Source organism: Maritimimonas rapanae, from assembly GCF_057837205.1.
This window is the reverse complement of the sequence record NZ_JBYQFI010000001.1, coordinates 121,062-145,462: the sequence shown is the minus strand read 5'-3', so window position 1 is coordinate 145,462 and position 24,401 is coordinate 121,062. Positions and strand designations below refer to the sequence as shown.

The 24,401-nt window shown below is 32.0% G+C and carries 22 protein-coding genes and 1 tRNA gene; 13 read left to right on the top strand and 10 right to left on the bottom strand.

All coding sequences use genetic code 11. The annotated features are described in order from the left end of the window. The first annotated feature begins 18 nt into the window (after positions 1–18). The 7 genes from AC3IF2_RS00695 (at position 19) to AC3IF2_RS00665 (ending at position 6,608) form a co-directional block, all read left to right on the top strand. Positions 19–1,182 carry an RES domain-containing protein gene (locus AC3IF2_RS00695; protein ID WP_489165084.1) on the top strand — a complete coding sequence of 388 codons (1,164 nt, stop codon included), beginning with the start codon at positions 19–21 and terminating at the stop codon, positions 1,180–1,182. A 162-nt stretch (positions 1,183–1,344) separates the two neighbouring features. Continuing rightward, positions 1,345–1,920 carry a hypothetical protein gene (locus tag AC3IF2_RS00690; RefSeq protein WP_489165083.1) on the top strand — a complete coding sequence of 192 codons (576 nt, stop codon included), beginning with the start codon at positions 1,345–1,347 and terminating at the stop codon, positions 1,918–1,920. Between the two features lie 14 nt (positions 1,921–1,934). Continuing rightward, entirely contained in the window at positions 1,935–2,246 is a 312-nt protein-coding gene (locus AC3IF2_RS00685) for a hypothetical protein (protein ID WP_489165082.1), read from the top strand. Between the two features lie 169 nt (positions 2,247–2,415). Next, on the top strand, positions 2,416–4,185 hold the full coding sequence (locus AC3IF2_RS00680; protein WP_489165081.1) for a hypothetical protein: 1,770 nt from the start codon (positions 2,416–2,418) through the stop codon (positions 4,183–4,185). Positions 4,186–4,935: 750 nt separating this feature from the next. After that, on the top strand, positions 4,936–5,226 hold the full coding sequence (locus AC3IF2_RS00675; protein WP_489165080.1) for a helix-turn-helix domain-containing protein: 291 nt from the start codon (positions 4,936–4,938) through the stop codon (positions 5,224–5,226). Continuing rightward, positions 5,207–6,085 carry a reverse transcriptase family protein gene (locus tag AC3IF2_RS00670; RefSeq protein WP_489165079.1) on the top strand — a complete coding sequence of 293 codons (879 nt, stop codon included), beginning with the start codon at positions 5,207–5,209 and terminating at the stop codon, positions 6,083–6,085. The genes AC3IF2_RS00675 and AC3IF2_RS00670 overlap by 20 nt, the downstream gene beginning before the upstream one ends. A 10-nt stretch (positions 6,086–6,095) precedes the next feature. Then, positions 6,096–6,608 carry a RusA family crossover junction endodeoxyribonuclease gene (locus AC3IF2_RS00665; RefSeq protein WP_489165078.1) on the top strand — a complete coding sequence of 171 codons (513 nt, stop codon included), beginning with the start codon at positions 6,096–6,098 and terminating at the stop codon, positions 6,606–6,608. 445 nt (positions 6,609–7,053) lie between these two features. Here AC3IF2_RS00665 and AC3IF2_RS00660 read toward each other — a convergent pair. From AC3IF2_RS00660 to trxA, 3 genes are all read right to left on the bottom strand, one after another. Beyond that, positions 7,054–7,127: transfer RNA gene (locus tag AC3IF2_RS00660), tRNA-Asp, on the bottom strand. Positions 7,128–7,194: 67 nt separating this feature from the next. Then, positions 7,195–8,118, bottom strand: coding sequence for a DUF58 domain-containing protein (locus AC3IF2_RS00655; RefSeq protein ID WP_489165077.1), 924 nt, complete (start codon positions 8,116–8,118; stop codon positions 7,195–7,197). Positions 8,119–8,188: 70 nt separating this feature from the next. After that, positions 8,189–8,506 carry a thioredoxin gene (trxA, locus tag AC3IF2_RS00650; RefSeq protein ID WP_489165076.1) on the bottom strand — a complete coding sequence of 106 codons (318 nt, stop codon included), beginning with the start codon at positions 8,504–8,506 and terminating at the stop codon, positions 8,189–8,191. Between the two features lie 285 nt (positions 8,507–8,791). Between trxA and metK the strand changes: the two genes are divergently transcribed. Continuing rightward, entirely contained in the window at positions 8,792–10,045 is a 1,254-nt protein-coding gene (gene metK, locus AC3IF2_RS00645; RefSeq protein ID WP_489165075.1) for a methionine adenosyltransferase, read from the top strand. Between the two features lie 60 nt (positions 10,046–10,105). Here the strand turns inward: metK and AC3IF2_RS00640 are convergent, their stop codons facing one another. Then, on the bottom strand, positions 10,106–11,212 hold the full coding sequence (locus AC3IF2_RS00640) for a TolB family protein (RefSeq protein WP_489165074.1): 1,107 nt from the start codon (positions 11,210–11,212) through the stop codon (positions 10,106–10,108). A 36-nt stretch (positions 11,213–11,248) separates the two neighbouring features. Here AC3IF2_RS00640 and AC3IF2_RS00635 point away from each other — a divergent pair, with 36 nt between their 5' ends. After that, on the top strand, positions 11,249–12,475 hold the full coding sequence (locus AC3IF2_RS00635; RefSeq protein ID WP_489165073.1) for a M28 family peptidase: 1,227 nt from the start codon (positions 11,249–11,251) through the stop codon (positions 12,473–12,475). On the opposite strand, the gene AC3IF2_RS00630 is transcribed toward AC3IF2_RS00635, so the two are convergent. Then, the gene (locus AC3IF2_RS00630; RefSeq protein WP_489165072.1) at positions 12,476–13,549 is read right to left on the bottom strand and encodes a 2Fe-2S iron-sulfur cluster-binding protein; all 1,074 of its coding nucleotides are present in this window, start codon (positions 13,547–13,549) and stop codon (positions 12,476–12,478) included. Between the two features lie 36 nt (positions 13,550–13,585). Then, positions 13,586–14,503, bottom strand: a complete 918-nt coding sequence (locus tag AC3IF2_RS00625; RefSeq protein ID WP_489165071.1) for a cation diffusion facilitator family transporter — start codon at positions 14,501–14,503, stop codon at positions 13,586–13,588. Between the two features lie 84 nt (positions 14,504–14,587). On the opposite strand from AC3IF2_RS00625, the gene AC3IF2_RS00620 reads away from it, so the two are divergent. The 3 genes from AC3IF2_RS00620 to AC3IF2_RS00610 are packed head-to-tail and all read left to right on the top strand — an operon-like array spanning position 14,588 to position 16,928. Beyond that, a complete protein-coding gene (locus tag AC3IF2_RS00620) occupies positions 14,588–15,061 on the top strand; it encodes a hypothetical protein (protein WP_489165070.1) in 474 nt (157 codons plus the stop codon). A 21-nt stretch (positions 15,062–15,082) separates the two neighbouring features. Then, positions 15,083–16,075, top strand: a complete 993-nt coding sequence (dusB, locus tag AC3IF2_RS00615) for a tRNA dihydrouridine synthase DusB (RefSeq protein WP_489165069.1) — start codon at positions 15,083–15,085, stop codon at positions 16,073–16,075. A gap of 1 nt (position 16,076) precedes the next feature. After that, entirely contained in the window at positions 16,077–16,928 is an 852-nt protein-coding gene (locus tag AC3IF2_RS00610) for a hypothetical protein (RefSeq protein ID WP_489165068.1), read from the top strand. Here AC3IF2_RS00610 and AC3IF2_RS00605 read toward each other — a convergent pair. Genes AC3IF2_RS00605 through AC3IF2_RS00590 form a run of 4 tightly spaced genes read right to left on the bottom strand, consistent with a single transcriptional unit; the run spans position 16,925 to position 23,008 of the window. Beyond that, complete coding sequence (locus AC3IF2_RS00605) at positions 16,925–17,788, bottom strand: acyl-CoA thioesterase (protein ID WP_489165067.1); 864 nt, start codon at positions 17,786–17,788, stop codon at positions 16,925–16,927. The genes AC3IF2_RS00610 and AC3IF2_RS00605 overlap by 4 nt on opposite strands. Beyond that, positions 17,788–19,032: a cation:proton antiporter gene (locus AC3IF2_RS00600; RefSeq protein ID WP_489165066.1), complete on the bottom strand. Its 1,245-nt coding sequence runs from the start codon at positions 19,030–19,032 to the stop codon at positions 17,788–17,790. The genes AC3IF2_RS00605 and AC3IF2_RS00600 overlap by 1 nt, the downstream gene beginning before the upstream one ends. Positions 19,033–19,063: 31 nt before the next feature. Further along, a complete protein-coding gene (locus AC3IF2_RS00595) occupies positions 19,064–22,768 on the bottom strand; it encodes a metallophosphoesterase (protein WP_489165065.1) in 3,705 nt (1,234 codons plus the stop codon). A 57-nt stretch (positions 22,769–22,825) separates the two neighbouring features. After that, positions 22,826–23,008 carry a hypothetical protein gene (locus AC3IF2_RS00590; protein WP_489165064.1) on the bottom strand — a complete coding sequence of 61 codons (183 nt, stop codon included), beginning with the start codon at positions 23,006–23,008 and terminating at the stop codon, positions 22,826–22,828. A 138-nt stretch (positions 23,009–23,146) separates the two neighbouring features. Here AC3IF2_RS00590 and AC3IF2_RS00585 point away from each other — a divergent pair, with 138 nt between their 5' ends. Further along, entirely contained in the window at positions 23,147–24,352 is a 1,206-nt protein-coding gene (locus AC3IF2_RS00585; RefSeq protein ID WP_489165063.1) for a Pycsar system effector family protein, read from the top strand. The last annotated feature ends 49 nt before the right edge of the window (positions 24,353–24,401 follow it).

Below are 24,401 nucleotides of genomic sequence, written 5' to 3'. Positions count from 1 at the left end.
ATTAGGAGCAACCAAAGAATGATAGAGAAAATAACTAAAAACAAAGACAATTTAGGAGACCCCGATTTACATCCAATTAAAAAAATTGTCGAAAAATTAGATTACTATCGTTCTCATTTTGGAAAAATTCAAGACCTATCAGACGAAGAATTTGAAATATTAAGACAAGACATTTCGAAGTTCTTTACATTGAAAGTAGGCTCAATTACAAATGAGCCCCCTAAAAGACTAATTAGAATATCCAATAATAATAGAATTCTGGAAGCACAAGGAAAGGAATTAAGCTATTTTACTGATATTTCTCAATTACTAGCACCACCTATCGAATATTGCAATTTCGGAAGATGTAATATTCCAAAGCAACAAGTTTTGTATTGTGCGACTACTGAAGCTGGTGCATATTGGGAAACTAGACCACAAAACGGAGATGTTATAACGATATCGCATTTTGAATTAAAACCAAACACTGAAGTAAATACTTTTATAGTTCGGAAAGAGAAAACTAAAAATCCTAAAATCGAAAATAAACTTCAAGAAATTTATTACTTACTGGAAGAATTTTTCGAAGAGATTTATAGTTTGAGAGTTTTTAGAGATAGACCGAGAGACTATCTTTTTAGCGGACAAATTACCTCCGACCAATTGTTCTATCCTGTAGTTTCAGATTTAAATTTTGAAGCGATTTTATATCCGAGCGTCCAAAGAAAAAAATTTGGTTGGAATTTTGCCATTCGTAATGAATTAATTTTAGAGCGTTATAATTTAATTGAAGTTGAAACTAGATTTATACTAGACGAATATGCCGAACTAGATCATACAACAGAAGAAGTTACAACAGACCAATTAATTGGCTCATTTGGAACAGAAGCTTTTGATTTTGAAACAGGTAAGATTTTATATGACACAGATAAAGCAAATACGGCATTTGAGTTATTTAGAAGACTACAAACTGGAGGAGGAAAACAAGTAAGATATGAACACGAAGGAATGCCGAAAAATATAGTCTTTAATTGTACACCACCTGATTTCAAAAAAGAAAAACAAGTCACAATTAGAAGAAAACTCGGAAGAAATGACAGAATAAATGTAGTTTACCAAAATGGAGAACGAATTAACAATGTTAAATACAAGAAAGTTAAAGCTGATATTGACCAAGGAAAATGTAAAATAACAAAATATTAATAACGGCAGGTAACAACGTGTATAATTAATTGCTGCGGATTTTCACTTCGGAAAATCACACGCATTAATTATCTTAGCCAACAGCGGAATGTTTCTCACGAACCATCCCGCAACTAATCATACACAAACCGTTGTAGTGCATTACCGAAATCAGGAATTAAAATGAATATAGTAGAAAAAGAAGCTGAAAGATTTTATAAACGACTTTACAATAATGGTAAAATTAATAATCTTGAAAATTTAAAAAACCATATTACAACAAAACTATATGACTTTAATCGAGATAGAGATAAACTTGATTTTCTTAAAATAATCAGACAAAAAACAGTTCTAGACAAAGAAGAACATATGAAATCCTGTTCGGGATGTCCTTATGGAGAAGAAAGGGATTTTGGAATTTTCGCTATCGACCAAGAAATTGATGATTTAAATCGATTTTACACATATGAACCTAGAAGCAATGATAAATTTAGCGTTGAACAAGAGTCCGAATTACATAATAAACTAAATGACATCCTTGAAAAATTGGAAAAACAAGGTTTCGGACAACAAATTATTTTTGAGGAAATTGAAGATTTAAAAAATCATTTCAATCTCGGAAAGAAAAATTGGTTTCAACTTTTAAAAGGGAAAGTTATTGATTTGACTTTTAAAAAAGTATTAGACAAAACTATAGTTCATGAAATCTACAATCAACTAAGTGAAGGTTTTGAACAAGTTACTAAAATGATTGAATAATAAAATTAAAAAATATGAAAGAATACGCTATTTTAACTTACACTGCAAACGGAATATCTTTTGGAACAGCACCGAATGAATCTGGTCCTGCTCGATTGAATATTGGAAAACATAATTCATCACATAGGAGACCTGACAAAACAGTCGAAGATTTAATCAGAAATGAAGATGGAAAAATCATCCAATTTGTTTCACAAGTAGCAGCGTTAAATTATTGTATCAAACTTGGTTGGAAATTAGAACAAACTTTATTTGACTCACACGAGGGATTTAACTCAAGAGACCCTTTAAGCAATTATATTTTTGTTTTATCAAGAGAAATTTAAAAAATAACGCACTACAACAACGTATATAATTTATTGCTTGGTTCTAGTCTACTTACGAAAATCCTCGCGGATTTTATATTCGATTTTTATTTGTTAACTTAGTTGCTTAACCACGCAACAAACCATATACAAACACGTTGGGCTCAATATAAAAATGACGAAATAGAATATGACTCAAGAATGGTTTGAAATGCTCGATTTGAGGAAAAAGAAGTTAGATAAATCCGTATGGATTCCTCTTCGTTCTCAAAAGACTATTCGGAATCAAATTCCGCACGGAAAGGTTGGTTATCAAGAAGAATTCTTGGGTCATGGTTCGATAATGATTCCCATTGACAAAAAAGAAGTAACAGAAAACTTGAGTTGGTCTGACATTGGAATAAGCCACTCACAAGGACTAAATTTTGTTTTTGAAGAATATTCACAGGCTGATTTATTCGAAACCGATGACTTTAAAGGCATTCATTTGGTCTTAGACCAAACCTTTGATAATAACTATGATAATCATGTGTGGCATTTACACCAGGATTTAGTTATCAGTTTAGGCTTAAAAAGGGAAGGCGATAATTGGGTTTGTCCAAGAAGAGGATATGAAATAGTAGCAAGACTTGAAAAAGACAAAGATGACAGTCCTGTTGTTCTCGAAATAAAGAATCAATTTCTAAAAGACTATTTGAACGCAAGAGATTGCGGTCTCTACATGACTTCATTTTTTAGTCGAGATGAAATATTCGAAGACCGCTCAGTTCTTTCTTGGAATGAAGAATCAAAACAATCTGAAGATGGAAAAGATATTTGGGAGTGCAGAGTTTTAGAAATACATGAAGGTGGTTTTCCTTTTGGAGAAAAGATAGCCGTTTCACATGTTAGTAGAATTGATGTTGATGAAGATGAGGATGTTCCAGACATGACATCTTTTCCAACAGACGATAATGTGAAGTCTGAATTCTATGAGAAGGGTTTCGAAGGAAAGAAGTTGTTTAGAATTATGGCGGAACTTTGGAAATACGAATGGATTAATCCTGCGAATTCAAGCCCAATAACATTAGGTCACGAAGAAAAAATTGACATTTTCTACATTGTTGATGCCACAGGAAATAAGGAAAGTGGAAAGGAACTAACAAATGGCGGGAAATGGCTTTGGTTTAAGCCTGAATTGATATCAGCCCTGTTGTCTAAGCGAGGTAGTTTTTTGAATTGGTATACTAAAGACACAGGTAATGTTGCATGTGCACCAGCTTGGGGAGTTCATTTTGGCGTTAATGGTTTAGGTTTGATTACCGTTTATGGAAAGGATATTGGACAATTACCTTTATGGCAACAACAAATTTGGGCGAGTTATAATGTCGCCCCAGATGGTGGAATATCCAAAGAGCTTCACGCTTCACAAGTTAAGGCTGAACCAGCATCTACCGTTGCACCAGAAGCTTTCCTTGAGAAAGTAATCAAAGAAATAAATGAAGCTTCTAATGAAAACTTACAAATCCAATTTTTCAGAGGTCATAGCTCAATTAAGGAAATAGCATCATCAATTCACAGATTCAGAGCAATAGATACCAATGGTCTTTACTCGCTTTCAAAAGACTTGGCAAGAATTATTGTTGACGATATTGATATTGATTCTATTCAGAAAATTGTTACACCGCCTAAGAAAACGAAATGGGGTTCACTAAAGAGCATTGAAAACCTACTTGCATCAAAAATACCTAAGAATGAAGCTCGTAAAATAATGAGTCCATTTGTAGGCATATATGAATTGAGGCATGGAGATGCCCATTTACCAAGTAGTGAAATTGAAGAATCATTCAAGCTTATTAAAATAGATAGAAATCAGCCAGCAGTTATACAAGGCTATCAAATGCTTTTTACTTGTGTGGACAATTTACATGTGATATTGAGCATACTTAAGAATTGGACAAACCTGAAAACAGAAAAATAAAAAATACAGAACTACGCATAGCGCTCTATTACCTGCAAGCTGAACAAAACACTATAAATATTTAATACACTCATATTCAATTAATTGCAATTTTTTTACCGCTGATAATAAAAATAATTGTATTTTTTATTAACTATCAGTTATATTTTATATATATTTGCATCATTAAATAGTTCTTTGAAAAGATGTTTTGATGTCAAATTACTAAATGGAGTTCACTTGACAGCCTGTAAGGGCAACCCAATTGGGTATTTTAACGGCACACATATCCCGCTCTATATATCAAACTGATACAATAAGAGAGGATTATTAATGCTGTTATCATTGTTTTTTCATTTTATGAGGAGCAAGGAATTTTAAGTGAGTGTAAGAGAACATTGTTTACACATTTAGTAACAGGCAAGATTTAGGCGAAGGAGCAGGGCCAACAATAGTGTTGTCCTGTAACTAAATATTTTTTATTATGTCTAGATTAAAACAAAATCGAAACATTGATAGCTTAATACAGAGTATTGAGACTATTAGAAAGAGCCAGTGTTCTCTTTCGGACGAAGACTTAAAAGTCTTAAATGAAGCATTAGAAATTCTAACAATTCTTAAGAGAAAAAAGGGTAGAACGAATGAACAAGTCCTAACGGAAATTGTAAAAATCGTTAAATTATTATCCAAATTTTTCCTTTAAACTAAATGTTATGAAAGTACAATGTAAATTAACAATCCGAACACTCCTTAATTTTTTACAATAAAGAAATGGATTTAGGTATAACAATAAAAAATATTAGAAAGCAAAAAAAGCAAACTCAAAGCGAGTTTGCTTCTGCTTGTGGTATTACTCAAACTTATCTTTCTCAAATAGAAAGCAATCAAAGAGAACCTAATCTTTCAACTTTGAAGCTAATTAGTAATGAACTTAATGTTCCATTGCCAATTTTATTTTTTTTATCACTTGACCAAGATGATGTTCAACAAAATAAGAGAGAGGCTTTTGAAATCATTAGTCCTTCAGTAAAATCTCTTGTGAATGAATTCTTTGCAGTTTAAAAAAAATGAATTCAAAAAATTATGTGCTTTTATTGGTTTTAAACCAGCGATAATTACTGAAGTCATTTCAAATATTGATAAATACTACTACGAAAAGGTTGAAATAAAAAAAAATAAAAAAACAGGAGAAGTTAAAAAGTATAAGGATGGAACTATCAAAAAAAGGATAATCCATCCTTCTATTAAAGAATTGAAAGCAATTCAAAAATCAATTAAGAAAAATATTCTTGCTCCTATTCCACTTCCTAATGAGGTTCACGGAGGAGTTAAAAAGAGAAGCAATATTACTAATGCTAAACCTCATAAGGGAAATAAATATATTTTTACTACTGATTTACAGAATTTTTATCCAAATATTAGTCATAGTTATGTGCATGAGACTTATTTAAGTTTAGGTTTTTCACATCACTTTTCAAACACATTGACTAAACTAACTACCTGGAAATATGCTCTCCCTCAAGGAACACCAACAAGCACTCATATTTCAAATTTAGTATTCCTAAAAACGGATTACGAATTAATACAACTATGCAATGAAAACAATATAACTTACACCAGATATGTTGATGATTTAACATTTTCTTCGCCATTTGATTTCAAGCATCTATTAAATGAAATTTTGAATATTATTAGAAATAACAACTTTAACTTAAGTTATCGGAAAACCAAGTATAAAGGAAATCAAACGGTAACAGGTATTAATATATTTCTTAACAAAATAGAAGCCCCCGAACATATTAAAGAAAAGTCACAATTTGAAATAGAAAATGATACGGAAAAAAGACCTTATTCAATTTATTTGAATAGCATACAGAAAGTAAACAAATCAAAGGTGAAAAAAGCCAACAAGATTAATTGAGCTAATAAGAATGGAAGAAGATAAAAAGAAACTTGTAACTTATAGACAAAACCCGAATATTGACTTTCTGTTTGGCTATTTTGATGGTATGCAAGTACCAACTAAACAAGATGCTTTTAAACCGATTGATGTAATCGCAATAGATAAAAATGGAGCTGAAACAATTTTAAAAGATTTTTATCAAAGAAAACCAGAAAAAGCTTCAATTCAAAACTTTAAAAAATTTATTAAGGAATTAACCGCTGGTAAGTTTAAAGAAAGTGACAGAATTAAAATGCCAGATAAGGTTCAAGTTAGCTTATCATTTTCACTAACGGAGAAAAGATTTTTGGAAGTTGATGTCGATAATTTAACTAAAACTGTATTGGACTCGCTAAACGGAATTGCTTTTGACGATGACTGTCAAGTAACCTCATTAATAGTTGACAAACACATTCATAAAATGAAAGTAAATGGAATTTTAATTGCGATTACTAAATTGACCAAAACAAGAAAAGGATTACAGTATAAATGGGATGAATAAAAGCCCGCAGGTAACAACATGTATAATTAATTGCTTGGGTCTTATACTTACATAGTAAGCGCAACATCAAACTTAACCGTTTTAACATTAAAAAAACGGTATGAAAACGATACGTTATTTTATAAAAGCAATTAAAAAAAGATAAAACTCTCGTCGTTTTTTCAGTTAGTAGATATAAAAGGATAAGGTATTGAAGGTTTTTCTCGGGTCTCTACGCGCGCGCGAAGCAGTATAGTGATTTTAAAAACTTCTTAGGCACAAAATAATATCACTAAAACACCTTTGACTGTTTGCTCCCTTTTATTTAAAATGTCTAGTAAATGTTTAGTAAAAATCTCTTTAAAACAAAAAAAGCATCCCAATTTTGGGAAGCTTTCCATTGACTAACTTTAACAGTTAGAGTAGTTTATAAAAAACTACTAAAAACAACACAACTTTCTTTTAGCGGTCTGGACGGGACTCGAACCCGCGACCCCCTGCGTGACAGGCAGGTATTCTAACCAGCTGAACTACCAAACCGTTGCTTAATTAGCGGTTGCAAATATAAGTGCGTTTTTTCTAATCTGCAACACCTTTTTTCACTTTTTTACAAAAAACGTTTACGACTCACTAGATATGTCGTCAGAATCTGATCAAACCCATTATTGATGTCAACTGGCACATAATCTATCTTATACTGCATACACCTCATTTTTAAATTATTAAAGTACAAATTAACAGCATCTTTGTAATTCTCTTTGATTGTATCGGCATATAAATTAATATGCTCCCCAGTTTCTACATCTATAAATCGCTTAGGGCGATTGTCAAAATCAAAATTTATTTCGTGCTTGCCATCATTTGTATGAAATAATATAACTTCATGTTTATTATGTTTTAAATGACGTAATGCTTCAAACAATTCAGCTTCTTTTTTATCTGCCTGAAACATATCTGTAAAAAGAAAAATCATTGACCGTCTATGTACTTTATCTGCTATTTGGTGCAAAACATCATAAGTTGAAGTATCTTTCTGAGAATCTTTTTTTAAAATACCTTCTAAGATATTTAGCAACATATATCGATGCTTATCACTTCCTTTAGCTGGAGCAAAATAATCGTTTTGGTCTGAGTAAACACTTAGACCAAAAGCATCTCTTTGTCGCTTCAACATTTCAAGCAAAGCTGCTGATGCAACAACAGAAAAACTAATTTTATTCAAATTTTCAATTGAAAAATCCTTGATTTTAGGATAGTGCATCGAAGCAGAATTATCAACAATTAAATGACATCTTAAATTAGTTTCTTCTTCGTATCGCTTTACGAAAAGTTTATCTGTTTTAGCATATAGTTTCCAGTCTATATGTTTAGTGCTTTCGCCTTTATTATATAATCTGTGCTCTGCGAATTCAACAGAAAACCCGTGAAAAGGGCTTTTATGCATGCCAGTAATAAATCCTTCTACAACTTGATTTGCTAGTAATTCTAAATTACCTAATTCTTTTATATTACTAATTTCAGACAGCTTCATATACTTCTTACAAAGTAAAAAAGGTTTGACAATTTGCCAAACCTTTTAACTTATTATTACTTAACAGAGTTTAAACTAAAGCTTCTAATTTTTCAGTATAAGTAGCTTTTGGTGCAACACCAACTTGTTTATCTACTACTTCTCCATTTTTAAAAATTAACACAGTAGGTATATTTCTAACACCATATTTAGCAGCAAATTCTTGATTAGAATCTACATCTAATTTTCCTACAACAGCTTTCCCATCAAAGTCATTACTCAATTCTTCTACTGTAGGAGCTAACATTCTACATGGTCCACACCAAGCTGCCCAAAAATCTACCAAAACAGGTTTGTCTGATTTTAATACTACTTCATCAAAAGTAGCATCTGTTATTTCTAATGCCATATTTTTTTATTTATAATTCTAAAATTTCTCGTTACAAAAGTAAACAAATATTTCACCTTTTTAATTGGCGATCAATTACTTTTGTTTATAATAGTATCTATAAACGTTATTTCCTTACAATAAGTATTCTTAGTGTTTTTTTGTTACAATTTTATCAGTACTTTTGTAGCCGAATTTTGAGGAAAAATTTGACTGATTGCGACCTCGTTAAAAATGCTAAAGCAGTAATTTTCTACTACTTTAGTCGACCGATTAGCTCAAATTTCAATTATTAAAAGAACATTTATGTCATATTTATTTACTTCTGAAAGTGTTTCTGAAGGCCACCCTGATAAAGTAGCTGATCAAATTTCTGATGCTTTAATTGATAATTTTTTAGCTTTTGACCCTGAATCAAAAGTTGCTTGTGAAACGTTGGTTACAACTGGGCAGGTTGTTCTTGCTGGCGAGGTAAAATCTAATACTTATTTAGATGTACAGAAGATAGCAAGAGATGTTATCAATAAGATAGGGTACACTAAAGGAGAATATATGTTTGATGGTAATTCTTGTGGTGTTCTTTCAGCCATTCATGAACAATCTGATGATATAAATAGAGGTGTAGACAGAGATTCAAAAGAAGAACAAGGTGCCGGAGATCAAGGAATGATGTTCGGTTATGCTACTAAAGAAACTGATAATTATATGCCTTTAGCTTTAGATCTTTCGCATCAAATACTTATCGAATTAGCTACTCTACGTAGAGAAAATGATTTGATAACATACTTGAGGCCAGATGCTAAAAGTCAGGTTACTATAGAATATTCTGATGATAATAAGCCACAACGTATCGAAGCTATTGTGGTATCTACTCAACATGATGATTTTGCTTCTGATGATGCCATGTTAGCTAAAATCAGAAAGGATATCGTTGAAATTTTAATCCCTAGACTTAAAGTTAAATTAAAACCAGAAATTCAAGAGTTATTTAACAATAATATTAAATACCATATTAATCCAACAGGAAAGTTTGTCATAGGTGGCCCTCATGGAGATACTGGGTTAACAGGAAGAAAAATCATTGTAGATACTTATGGAGGAAAAGGAGCTCACGGCGGTGGTGCATTTTCCGGTAAAGATCCAAGTAAAGTAGATAGAAGTGCAGCTTATGCTACTAGGCATGTAGCCAAAAATTTAGTAGCTGCAGGTGTCGCCGATGAAATTTTAGTACAAGTTTCTTACGCGATTGGTGTTGTAGAACCTATGGGAATTTTTGTAGATACCTATGGTACTTCTAAAGTTGATTTATCTGATGGAGAAATCGCTCAAAAAGTAGCTGAATTATTTGATATGCGTCCTGCTTCTATAGAAGAACGTCTAAAATTACGTCAACCTATGTATAGTGAAACAGCAGCTTATGGGCATATGGGACGAAAAAATGAAATTGTTTCTAAAACATTTTACACTCCCAATGGAGAATCTAAAACTTTAGATGTAGAACTATTTACTTGGGAAAAACTAGATTACTTAGATAAAGTGAAAAAAGCTTTTAGCTTATAGTTTATTTTTTAATTGAGTAAAACACTTATACAAATTTATTCATCATCAATAGTATTGAAACTAATCTTGCCATTCAGCAATAAATAAATTAGTGTCTCTACCTCCGCCATTATTTCTATTAGATGAAAACGCTAAATATTTACCATCATTAGAAAATACTGGAAAAGCATCAAAGGTTTCTCCATGCGTAATACGTTTTAAATTTTTACCATCTAAATCGATCATGTATAAATTGAACGGAAACCCTCTTTCAGCTTCAAAATTAGATGAAAATAAAATTTTCTTACCAGATGGATGGAAAAACGGGCTCCAATTTGCATTTCCTAAATCGGTCAGTTGTCGCATATCTGAGCCATCTGCATTACAAATGTAGAGTTCCATTTCGGTAGGCTCTACCAAACCTTGCGCTAATAAATCTTTATAGGCTTTAATTGCTGACTCAGTTTTTGGGCGCGATGAACGGAAGATAAGCTTCGAACCATCAGGCGAAAAGAAAGCTCCTCCGTCATAACCCAATTCATTAGTAATTTGTTTTACGTCACTACCATCTAAATTCATTGTGTATAATTCTAAGTCACCACTACGCGTAGATGTAAATACAATCTTATCCCCTTTAGGTGATACCGTTGCTTCAGCATCATATCCTTTTTCATTCGTTAATTGCTTTACAATATTCCCATTAAGATCAGCCACAAAAATGTCATAACTGTCGTAGATAGGCCAGACATACTTGCCATTTTTTCGTAATGGTGCTTCAGGGCATTTTTCTTGAGCTAAGTGTGTAGATCCGTATACAAAATGTTTATTGCCTGGTAAAAAATATGCACAAGTAGTACGCCCTTTTCCAGTACTGATCATTGGCGGCGGAATACTATCAAAAGTCTGATCAACATTCATTAAAAACATCTGATCACAATCAACTCCCCATTTTGTATTATTCGATTGAAAAATTAACTGGTTATCATCAAAGCTCCAATATGCTTCGGCATTATCACCACCAAAAGTTACTTGACGTAAAGATTTAAAATGCACTTCTTCAGGATGTATTAAGCTATCTTTTTTAGATACAACCTCAGTAGAATTTTGCTGCTCATTGGCTCTTTTGGTTTTTTCTTTTTTACAACTTATAAAAATACTTACAACCAGAAAAATATATAAATGCTTCATGTTAATTAGCTAAATTTGTGCAAAAATAAAGTTCACATGAGAAGATTCATAGCCTTTTTGATTTTTATTTCCGTACTCGCATGTAAAAAAGATGTCTCAAATAATAGTATAACACTTAAAGATGATGTCAGTTTTTTGGCTGACGACTCATTAAAAGGTCGTGCAACAGGCACCGAAGGAGAAGTGAAAGCTGCTGAATATATTGCTAAACGATTTGAAAATCTTTCGTTATTAGCAAAAGGCACTAATGAATTTTATCAAGATTTTAATTTTAAACCAAAGACCAACCCACACGAATCAATCAAGTTTACCGAAAATGAAGATGGTTCTATTACTGGAAGAAATGTGATTGGCTATATTGACAACAAAGCTGATAAAACGATAATAATTGGTGCTCACTATGACCATTTAGGTTTAGGTGGTGATGGTTCATTATATAGAGATAGTATCGCAGCCATTCATAATGGCGCAGACGATAATGCTAGTGGAGTTGCTGTAATGCTCGATTTAGTCAATAAATTAAAAAATAGTAACACTAATAATAACTATTTATTTATTGCTTTTTCTGGTGAAGAAATGGGTTTATTGGGTTCCAATTATTTTGTGAAAAACCCGACCATAGATATTAAAAAAGCAAATTATATGATTAATATGGATATGGTTGGGCGTTTAAAGGCTGATAGCACATTAGCTGTGTATGGAACTGGTACTTCACCAATATTAAAACAAACTTTAAAAGCTAATAATGACAAGTTTAAATTGATACAAAAAGAATCTGGTGTCGGCCCTAGTGATCATACTAGTTTTTATAACGCAGATATTCCCGTGCTTCATTTTTTTACAGGCCAACATAGTGATTATCATAAACCATCAGATGATTCAGAAAAATTGAATTATAAAGGGATGGAAATTATATCTAATTATATCTATACAATTATTTCGGATTTAGATGATAATGGTAAATTACCTTTTAGAAAAACTAAAAACGAAAGTGAATCTACACCGCGTTTTAAAGTTGGTTTAGGAGTAATTCCTGATTATTTATTTGATGGTGTTGGTATGCGTATTGATGGCATAAGCCAAGATAAACCAGCTCAAAAAGCTGGACTACAAAAAGGAGATATTGTTATTCAAATCGGCGATACTGAAATTAAAAATATGATGGATTATATGAAAGCTCTTTCTACATTTGAAAAGGGAAATACCACTAAAGTTAAGGTGGATAGAAATGGTAAAGAGGTAGAAAAGCAAGTTACTTTTTAATTACTCATCGTAATCGACTTCTATAATTTCGGATGTTGGTATAGCTTGACAACTTAAGATATAGCCTTCTTCTACTTCTTGATCTGTTAAAGCGACATTGTTACGCATATGAGCCGATCCCTGTTTTATTTTACAAATACACGTTGAACATACACCTCCTTCACAAGAATACGGTGGGTCATATCCTTCATCTAACAATGCTCTTAAAATTGTTTTATCTTTTGAAATGGTTAACTCTACCTTTTCATCATCTAGATACGCAATTAGCTTAGCTTCAGAAATACCTTCTGTATTATCTTCTGCTTCTTTTCCATCTCCAAAACTTTCTATAAAAATACTTTCTTCTGATATCTCTAAATCTAATAAAGTTTTCCTGGTATCTTCAATCATTGTTCCTGGTCCACAGATGTAATATTCTGCTTTAAGCTCATTTTGTGAATACTCATTAATAAACCGTTTTACAACATCGAAATCTACCCGCCCTTTATTATATTTTATCTTATCTTTTTTAGACCAGAGACTACTTTTAGGTTTACTTAAAGAATGTACTAAAATAAATCTACCTTTATATTCATCTTGAAGCTTGCCTAACTCTTCTTTAAACATTATGGAATCTTGATTGTGATTACCATAAATCATATAGATAAGACTTTTTTCTTCAGTTAATAAAATGGTCTTTAAAATAGATAGTATAGGCGTAATTCCGCTACCAGCAGCAAATAGATAATAGGCCTTTTTGTTGTCCTTTTTAACGTTGACAATAAAGCGACCTTCTGGCGGCATTACATCAACTAAATCTCCTTTTTTAATGTTATCGTTAATATGATTAGAAACTAAACCTCCTTTTACTCGTTTTACCCCTACCCGTAAAGTTTCTTCATTTACAGGCGAACTACTTAATGAATAAGAACGTCTAACTTCCTCTCCATTTAGACTAAATTTTAATGTAAGATATTGACCTGCTTTATAACTAAAGGTACTTTCCATACCATGTGGAATTGCAAATACTATTGAAACAGCATCGTCTGTTTCCTTTATTACCTCAACAACTTCTAGCTGAAAAAATCTATTCATTATTTTATTTTAAAGCGCAAAAATACACAAGTGTTTTTAATCACAATCCTGTTTTTTACAATGATCCTCTTCTGTTTCAAACTCGATAGTGACATGTTGAATATTTTCATGCTCTAAATCATGTTTAATGCCTCTTTTAAGTTTTGAAATTTCATCTATCGTATAGTCTTTATCTAAAATAACATGAGTGGTCATAGCATTTGTATTTGTGCTTAAAGCCCAAATATGTGTATGGTGTACTTTCTGAACTGCTTTTTTAGCAAGTATAAGTTCTTCGACTTTCTTCATATCTATTCCTTTAGGAACTCCATCTAACGTTAATTTAATACTTTCTTTTAATAGACCCCAAGTAGTAACTAAAATAACTATTGCAATTACAACACTAACAATCAAATCTATTTCATTCCAACCTGTATAATGAATCATAATTCCAGAAATCACTACTCCCACTGACACTAAAGCATCAACTAAAAGGTGTAAAAAAGCACCTTTTATGTTAATGTCTTCTTTTTGTCCTTTGTAAAATAAAAAAGCTGAAATGGTATTAATCGCAACTCCAATTAGCGCTATCATTATTATAACTTTTCCTGAAACTTCTGGCGGAGTGTCAAAACGTTCAATGGCCTCTTTAGCAATATTAAAAACTACTATTATTAATAATATTGCATTAATTAAAGAAGCAAGTATCGAAGCCTTTTTATACCCATAAGTATATAGTCTTGTAGCAGATTTTTGAGTCAATTTTAACCCAATTAAAGAAATTATTAGACTAGCTACATCACTCAAATTATGAGTAGCATCTGCAATAAGTGCCAATGAATTATGTATATAACCATAAACAAATTCAACCGCTGTGAAAGCAGCATTTAGGAAAATGCCTATGTAAAAAGCTCTATTGATCTTTGAAAGATCAGATACTCCATGATTATGACCCTCATGATTGTGTTCTGACATGTTTTACAGTTTGAATCTGTTAAAGCTAAAACTCTAATTAACTATCTTTGCAGTTATTAAAAATAATCAAAAATAAGTTCCTTTATGGAGAATGAGCCAATTAAAAAAGAAGAAAATTTGAGAGACTCTATTGAAAAAATAGATGACACCATAAAAGAAAGTATCGATTCTGGAGTAAGAAAAACGAAATCTTTCTTTGGTAAATTATTCAAAGGTATTCTCTTGTTAGCCCTACTTGCTGTAGCGGCTTATTTTCTATACGCTAATTATACATATAGCGAAGGTACTCGTGCCGGAAATTTAATTAAGATATCTAAAAAAGGGTATATTTTTAAAACCTATGAAGGTCAATTAAAATTGGGAGGAATTGATTTGGAAAATGAAGATGAGGGTTTGAGTGATACCTGGAGTTTCTCTGTAACCAATGAAGAAGTAGTAGATCAACTTGAAAAATTACAAGGAACAAAAGTAATATTACATTACAAAGAAATTAATAAATCAATGCCATGGCAAGGAGACACTAATTATTTTGTAACTAGTGTAGAACAATCTCAATAATTTAAAAATTAAATTTGTGTCTTGGTAAAAATAGACAATATAGAGCTACCTGATTTCCCGTTGCTTTTGGCACCAATGGAAGATGTTTCCGATCCACCTTTTCGTGCTTTATGTAAAGAACAAGGTGCCGATGTGGTATATACAGAATTTATTTCTAGTGAAGGATTGATTCGCGATGCGGCCAAAAGTGTTATGAAATTAGACATCTACGAAAAAGAACGCCCTGTAGGAATTCAAATTTTTGGTGCGGATTTAGATGCAATGTTATGCTCAGTAGAAATTGTTGAAAAAACAAATCCTGACATTATCGATATCAATTTTGGTTGCCCAGTAAAAAAAGTAGTAAGTAAAGGGGCTGGTGCCGGCATATTAAAAGATATATGTCTAATGGAAAAGTTAACTGCAGAGATGGTTAAGAGAACTCATTTGCCAGTTACCGTGAAAACTCGTTTGGGTTGGGATCATGATTCGATTAAAATAGTAGAAGTGGCAGAGCGCTTACAAGATGTAGGGTGTAAAGCTATTTCAATCCATGGGCGCACTCGAGCTCAAATGTATAAAGGTGAAGCCGATTGGCGACCTATTGCCAAAGTAAAGAATAACCCTAGAATGCATATTCCTGTTTTTGGCAATGGTGATATTTCTTCGCCAGAACGAGCAAAAGAAATGCGAGATGATTATGGATTAGATGGTGCAATGATAGGTCGTGCTACCATAGGTTATCCTTGGTTTTTTAATGAAGTAAAACATTATTTTAAAACTGGTGAGCATTTACCTAAACCAACTATTACAGAACGTGTTGCTGTTGCTCGTCGTCATTTAGAAATGTCTATAGACTGGAAAGGTGAAAGATTAGGAGTTGTTGAAACTAGACGTCATTATACAAATTACTTTAAAGGTATTCCGCACTTTAAAGAGTATCGTTTAAAAATGGTTACTTCAGATGACCCTCAAGATGTTTATGCTGTATTCGATGAAGTTTTAGAGAAATTTGCCGATCATCAATTTGTATAAAATGAGAAGCCTTTATTTTATTCTAATACTTTTTTTATTAAATAGTTGTACAAATTTTGGACAACTAAAAGTCTTGGCCGACTTACCAATAACACTGAAAGAAGTCTCTGGAATCGAAACAACTTCTGATCCCGATTTGATCTGGATGTTAAATGATTCTGGTAATGCTCCTGAAATTTACAGTGTAAATACTAAAGGAAAGATCCAAAAAGTAATGAAAATTAATGCTAAAAACCATGACTGGGAAGATCTAACTTCAGACAAAGAGGGGAATTTATATATAGGTGATTTTGGCAATAATGCTAACAAGCGAACGAATCTTACGATATTAAAGGTAAAGGCTTCTGATTTAGTTTCTGATAAAAAAATTGCTATTGAACGTATCAATTTTAAATATCCAAATCAAAATAAATTTCCTCCAAAAAAGAAACAAATGCATTTTGATAGTGAAGCTTTTTTCTTTTATAATGACAGTTTGTACATTTTCACTAAAAGCCGTGTTAAAAATAAATTTGGCAGAACCAACTTATACAAAGTGCCTGCTAAAAGTGGAAATCATACGGCTATTTATGTTGATTCATTCGAATTTTGCTCTGCTATGGAGTGTTGGATTACTGCTGCAGATATTTCAAATGACGGCAAAAAAGTTGTTTTAATTAATCATAAATCAGCATGGTTATTTACTGATTTTAAAAATGACGATTTCTTTAATGGAAAAGCAACTGAATTATCTTTTGAAGCCGATCTTTCTCAAAAAGAAGGCGTATGCTTTAAAAATGACACCACTCTATACATTACCGATGAAAATTCTCATGGGTCAGGTGGGAATCTATATCAATTTAAAATTGATTAATCCTTAGGTCGCATTAATCCTTCTTGAGTTACAGAAGCTATTAATTTTCCATCTCTAGTAAAAATATTCCCTCTGGCAAAACCACGTGCGTTCGATGTGCTTGGTGAATCTAATGAATACAATAACCAATCATCAAGATCAAAATCTCTAAAATACCACATAGAGTGATCTAAACTAGCTGTTTGTGTATTACCCCAATTGGCTTTGCTTGCATGAGGATGTAATGCAATTGATAAAATATTATAGTCAGATATGTAAGTTAATATTTGCTGTTTTAAAGTTAAGTTTAAATTGGAAACATCTCCCTTTAATTTGAACCAAACATCAGTATATGGTGGTAAGTTCTTTTTGTCAAAAGGATTTAAAAATTCAATTGGCTTAAATTCAACAGGCCTAGGAATTTCTAAAAATGTCTTAGCTCTTTTAGATAAAAATCCTCCATAATTAGCTAACATATCATTCCAACTTTTCAATTCTTCAGGCTGTTTTACATTTTCTTTTATTTTGATATGATGCTCATACCCTTCCTCTCTTTTATGGAATGATGCGGCCAAAATAAAAATCGTGATATCATTTTGTTTCGCAGTAATCCTTCTCGTAGAGAAACTTCCCCCATCTCTAATAATTTCTACATGATATGTAATCGGTGAGGTTAAATCACCTGGTTCTAAAAAATAGCTATGCATTGAGTGCAAAATGCGACTATTTGTTATAGTTTTTTGAGCTGCATTAATGGCTTGCGCTAATACCTGACCGCCAAACACATTCAGACTACCTACAGTTTTGCTTTTACCCAAATAGGTAACATCATCAATTTTTTCAAGCTCTAAGAGTTGAATTAAATCTTTAGTTTTTTGCATTATGAATTTTTGACTTGTAGTTTTTTTACTAGTTTTTCTATGGTAAGCCCTTGTACAAGTATTGAGAATACTACTACTATATAAGTAATTATTAAAAACAAATCGCGATGCATTTCTTGTGATAAACCAAGAGCTAATGCAATTGAAATTCCTCCTCGCAATCCACCCCATGTCATAATCAAATTTGTATTTGGTACAAAATCGAGTTTCTTTTTAAATAGATTTACAGGAAGTAATAAGGATATATATCTACATACTAAAATAATCGGAATAGCTATGAGTCCGGCAGTAATAAACTTACCATCGTATACTAAAATTAGCATTTCCATACCAATTAACACAAACAAAATGGCATTCAATAAAATATCTATTAATTCCCAGAACTTATCGACATAGAGTTCGGTAGTCTCAGACATTGACGAATCTCTAACCGTGTCGTTACCAACCACTAACCCAGCGGCTACCATTGCTAAAGGAGCAGACAGATGGAATTTTTGAGCAATTATGGTTCCGCCCATTACCATAGCTAGTGTAATGATCACTTCAATATCAAAATCATCAATAGAACGTAGCATTCTAAAAGTAATCCATCCTAAAGCTAACCCCAACAAAACACCACCAAATACCTCAACACCAAAAAGCTTAGCAACTTCAGAAAATGATATATTTCCACTACCAGATGCAATCTGATAAATAGTTAAAAAAACAACAACACCTACACCATCATTAAATAATGATTCACCAACAATTTTCGTTTCTAATTTTTTAGGAACTCCTGCTTTCTTTAAAATACCAAGCACTGCTATTGGATCTGTAGGAGAAATTAGAGCACCAAATAGTAAACAATAAATAAATGCCACATCTAACCCAAAAGCATTTAAAAGAAAAAATACCGCGCCACCAACTAAAAATGTTGAAGTTAAAACCCCTAAAGTAGAAAATAGAAGTATCGGCCAACGTTGTACTTTTAATTGTTGAAAATTGGTATGCATGGCTCCTGCAAAAAGTAAGAAACTTAGCATGTGATCTAATAGCAAATCTTTAAAATCGATTTGCCGTATAAACTCAACTTCAACTTTTAATAATGTATCATCAAAATAACTCAATCCAAGCACTACTAAAGTGTAGACAATAGTAATGAGCATTAAACCAATAGTATTGGGCAGTTTAAGAAAACGTACATTAATGTAGCCAAAAATGGCAGATAAAGTAATTAATGCTGTAAATATTAAGTAATAATCCATTGTTCTTTGTTAATGTGCAAATGTAGTTAGCTTAAAATCCAAACCCTAACTTAAAGGCTAATCTCAAACTATCATCACTATTAAAAGCAGAAATATTACCCGTCATCATGTTTGCGACGTTAATAAAAAATCCACCTCCAAAAGAAGTATTCCAATCATTCATATTATTTAAAGCTGGGTTATTAACCATACTATCATCAATCCAAACTTTACCATAGTCTACACCCCCATAAATACCAATATGTATTGGCATAAACCCGGTTTTAAGATTGCCAAAATTCCAACGGATATCTGTAGATTGAACAAATGCGGATTTACCTGTAAATCGTTGATTTCTGTAGCCTCGCAAACCAGTATTTGCACCTAAAGTCGCTGCTTGATAAAATTCGAAGTCATCCCCTAAATTTACATGACCTCTAACTTTTGTAGCAAGTACTAGTTGACCACTCGGAATTAATTTATAATCGAAACCTAATTCTGGAATTAGATATCCAAATCCTTTAGAAGTGTCTACATTATTTTTATAACCGGCCAATACAGAAACTTGCATCCCTAAGGTTGGAAATGCTTCTACATCAGCATTAGCGAATTTATATTCAACTTCGCCTCCATAAAAATCTTGCTTATCGAAAACTACATTGTCTGGAGCAAGTATAGCAATAAATCTACCTGCTGTTCTATCAACTTCATTGCTCTCATAAAATGGTGATAGCTTAAAAGTAGATCCTTGCTGCCCTCTAAAAACTAATGACAGTGCACCTTTAAATGTTCTAATCTTTACTCGATTGTAATCTAAGTCTGTATCAAAACCATCATCTTCGTCTGCTTCTGGATTAGGAGTGCTATTACCAAAACCAAAAAAGTTAACTGCGTAATTGGGACTATTAAAATGAGCATCAACGCCAAGATTAACATTATGAAAAATATTAGCAAACTCACCACTATAATTTAGATCAAATCCATTAGTTGCGAAATAATATGCTGCAGCTATTGTATGTTTAGAGGTAAAAGGATTACGTTCAAAACCATATGCTGTATATGTATTACTAACACCTATTCTTAATCCATCATCTGGGTTCGAACCTATGCTAGGAATAAACTGATTTGTATTATTTTTTAATTTCTTAAAATCATAAATATTTGTTTCATAATCATCTCTTAAATGCAAATTGGCTTTTTTAGCTTGTGAAACATCATTCTTTTTACTTTTATAGTCATACACATATATTTTACCTCCGTTTGGAATAATATATGTATCATTATTCTGACCTCCAATAAGTCTAATCTTTATTTTATTATTCTTACCTGAAGTCTCAAACACATCGTCATCATCTAAACCATAGATCCAGATTTCTTTTGTTTCGTCGGGATTATATGTTCTTTTATGAAAAACATCTGCTTTTTCTCCTTTTTTAATACGTTGGGCTGTAATAGTTACTTGATGATTAGTAGAACATTCAATAGTAAAATAATCATCTTTATCTGTGCCTTTTACAACAACAGATTTATTCATAACATTATAATATCTATCTGAGATAGCTTGCAGATTCTTCCGTCTTCCTTTTAATTTTCTTTTGATTTCATCTACAGTTTCATCTCTAACTTCTTTAGGAAAATTTAGAAATGCTTTTTCAATCACGTCATCTGTTAACCCTCTTTGGATATGTTTTACTTGAGCATCCCAAATAGTCTTATCTGATTGATTTATCAATGCCATATCTAAGGGATAAGGTTCTACATTAACCCCTTTTACATCTTTTAAATCTTCACCATAGTTACGGAGTAATCTAGCACTTGGTATTAAAGTAACAGCTGACCCTAATAAAAATCCATCAGACATGATAGAAAATGCTTGATCACGATCTCTTGGCATTGGTCTATAAACTGTTTTCCCATTTTCTTTAAATGCAATCCAGCGCCATTGGTCATCATGGCGATCCCAATCACCAATCAACATATCAAACAAGCGTGCCCTTATATAAGAAACCTCATCTAATACAAAATCTTCATCTTTATGTAATTTTTCTAAGACATCATCAGTACTAATTAGTTTATTAGAAAAGCCAAAACTAGCTTTGTCACCATGATTGTTGGCTGCACGTTCTTCAACCATGTATAATTCATCTCCATATTCATCATTATAAACTCCTAGAGCTTTCTGTTTTGGAATGTAATACAGTTTAGAATTTGTATGATATACTCCAACCGCGTCAGACAAATCACCAATAGCTAACGGAGCATAAGGATGTGAACCTGCAAATACATCATACAATAAATTCTCGGTGAATGTATTGTCAAATTGACCTTCTACGTATTGATCTTTAAATAAAATAGCCTGTAAATATTGAGATGGGTTTTTCTTTAATGCTCTAATTACATATTCTTGACCTTTAGAATTTTTCATCCTTAAAGACTTTGATTGATTACCCCCGCCTCTACGCACAGGTGATAATCCACCAAATAATGTGTCTAAATTTACTGTTGGCACTTCTACTTTAGTACTAAAATATTTACGGTAGCGATCTCCCCATAGAAATTTATGAAAGCCCCCCTTATTTGTTTGGTCGTCAGTGTAAACTGAAGCTTTAACAGTTGCTGGAATATTTGTATCAAATTCAGTTGTCACTAATTTGGCATCTGCCTTTAAAACTTGCGTGCTAAAAATTGGTTTGGTATTACCGACTTCATAAAAGCGAACATTCGAAGAACCATCTTTAAATATATCTAGTCTAGCATAACCATTTTTGCCAGCAGCAAATTGTCCGCCCCCCACATTTCTAACTGCTGTTAGTTTAGAGCCAGATCCGCTAATAATTTGAGGCAAATTGTCTTCAACTATATATTGTAAACTATGTTCGTGACCTGAAACAAAAATCACCTTATCATTTTGCTGCGCTAATGCTACAACTTGTCTTTTGAATTCATTATATCGTTTATTTTGAAGGTCAGCAGGTGATACACCAGTTGTTTTACGTAATACATTTTTAAATGTACCTAAAATTGGAACTGGGGTCATATGACTACCCAATGAAAACTGGCCACCATGAGGTCCGTTTGTATACATCGGGTGGTGCATCGCTATAACAGTTGTTTTGCCTCTGGTTTTTTTAATTAAACCTCTAAATTCTTGATAAAACTTATTACGGGTTTTAATTTGGCAGTCATCATTAATAGTTGGGTGGTGATCCCAATTGGTGATATACCATTCTGAATCGATAATAATTAATTCTATATCATCAGAAATGGTAACACGTTCTAGTGGGCAACCATTTTCTGGCAGAAAAGTATTCTTACCTAAGGCATCCTCTACAAATTTTTCTTGTCGTTTTAATCCTTTAAGGCCTGAATACCAATCATGATTACCAGGAATAAAAATGGTTTTGCCTTTAAATTCTTTTACGGACTCAACCTGTACTTTTAAACGATGCTCTGTTAAATTTCTATCTTGGGCATTCTTTCCAGACAATCCTTTTTCATAAATATTATCTCCTAAAAATAAGGCAGTACTATTTTTTGATGCATTATTTAAAGCTTTCTGAAATTCATGTAGTGCCTCAGTTTTATTTCCTAGATCTGAATTACCAGCGTCACCTATCAAATAAAAAGAATGTTCAATTTCTTTATTAGGAAAATTGAAATTATTTGTTCCTTGTTTAATATGGGTATTGTAGGTAGCACAAGAGGCTAATACAAAAAATATAATAGTCAAAGCGGAAATTTGTAAAATCTGCTTCATGAGGTTTAGAGTTAATTAATATGTCTAGTAAATTTAAGGCTTTTTTAAAAACCTAAATTATGAGTTTAAAATTTGTTCGTATTCCTTAAATCGATGCTCTCTTATAGGGCGTATAAATGGTTCTGTATTAAAATAGAGTAGTAAGCATGGAGAAATACTTTTATAATTGTCTACATATTCATATTTAATGAGTTCTCCATTTTTAATTCGTTGTTTTATTTTATTATGATAAGGATACATTGATTTAAAAAAAGTAAAGATAAATTTACAATTGCAATTAAACTAAGTTTAGTACGACAAAACGTTTTGAAAATTACATAGTTATTGTTTAATCAATACCATATTGTTTTTATCTTTATTTTTGTTAAAATCCTTTTCATGGAAAACATATTAAAAGCTACCGAAGCTTTTGTTGTTAATTATTTAAACGACAATCTAGAATCAAAGTTTGTATATCATAATTTAGCGCATACACAACGCGTTGTAGAAAAACTAAAAGAAATTATTGAAGTAGGTGAATTAACTGAAGGTGAGAAGTTTCAATTGATTACGGCAGGTTGGTTTCATGATACAGGTTTTTCAAAAACGATAAATGGCCATGAAGAAGAAAGCACAAAAATTGCTTCGGCTTTTTTAAAGACTCAGAATGTCTCTGAAGAAGATATAGCTAGTATAAATAAGCTCATACTTGCAACAAAGGTCGGATATAAGCCTCAAACAGAGCTTGAAAAGATTATTTGCGATGCCGACTGCTCTCATCTAGGGAGCAAAAATTACAATGACTATAGTGAATTACTTAAAAAAGAATGGGAAGTTACCAGAAATAAAGAAATTAAAGAAAGTGATTGGCTTCAAGAAAACATAGATTTTCTTACAAATGACCATCGATTTTACTCTGATATTGCTTCCGCAAAATGGGATAAGCAGAAAGGGAAAAATCTAGCTCGGTTATTAAAGTCACAAAACAAGTTAAAACAAGAAAACACCAAGCTCAAACAAAAAAAGGATGAACTAGCCTTTAAGAAAAGTAAGATAGTATTGCCCGAAAGAGGTATAGAAACTATGTTCCGCGTAGCTTTAAGAAATCATATTACTTTAAGTGATATTGCAGATACCAAGGCCAATATTTTGCTTTCGGTCAACGCTATTATTATATCGTTAGTTTTATCAAATTTATTATCGAAACTAGACAATCCTTCAAATCAATATTTGATTATACCTACCATAATTTTTGTTCTTTTTACTGTAGCCTCCATTGTATTATCTGTTTTAGCTACAAGGCCTAATGTAACCAAAGGGCAATTCACTAAAGAAGATGTTGAAAATAAAAAAGTGAATTTATTGTTCTTTGGTAATTTCCATCAGATGAAGCTAGATGATTTTGAGTGGGCAATGGATGAAATGATGAAAGATCGCGATTATCTCTACAGTTCTTTAACTAAAGATCTTTACTTTTTAGGTCTAGTCTTAAATAGAAAATATAATTTGCTTAGAACAACTTATACAGTATTTATAATAGGCATTGTAGTTAGTGTTATTGCCTTTGCAGTTTCTTTTCAAATGCAAACTCCCGTTACTCCATAAAAAAAGCAACCTCTTTTTGAGATTGCTTTATGTTTATTTAGTGTAATTA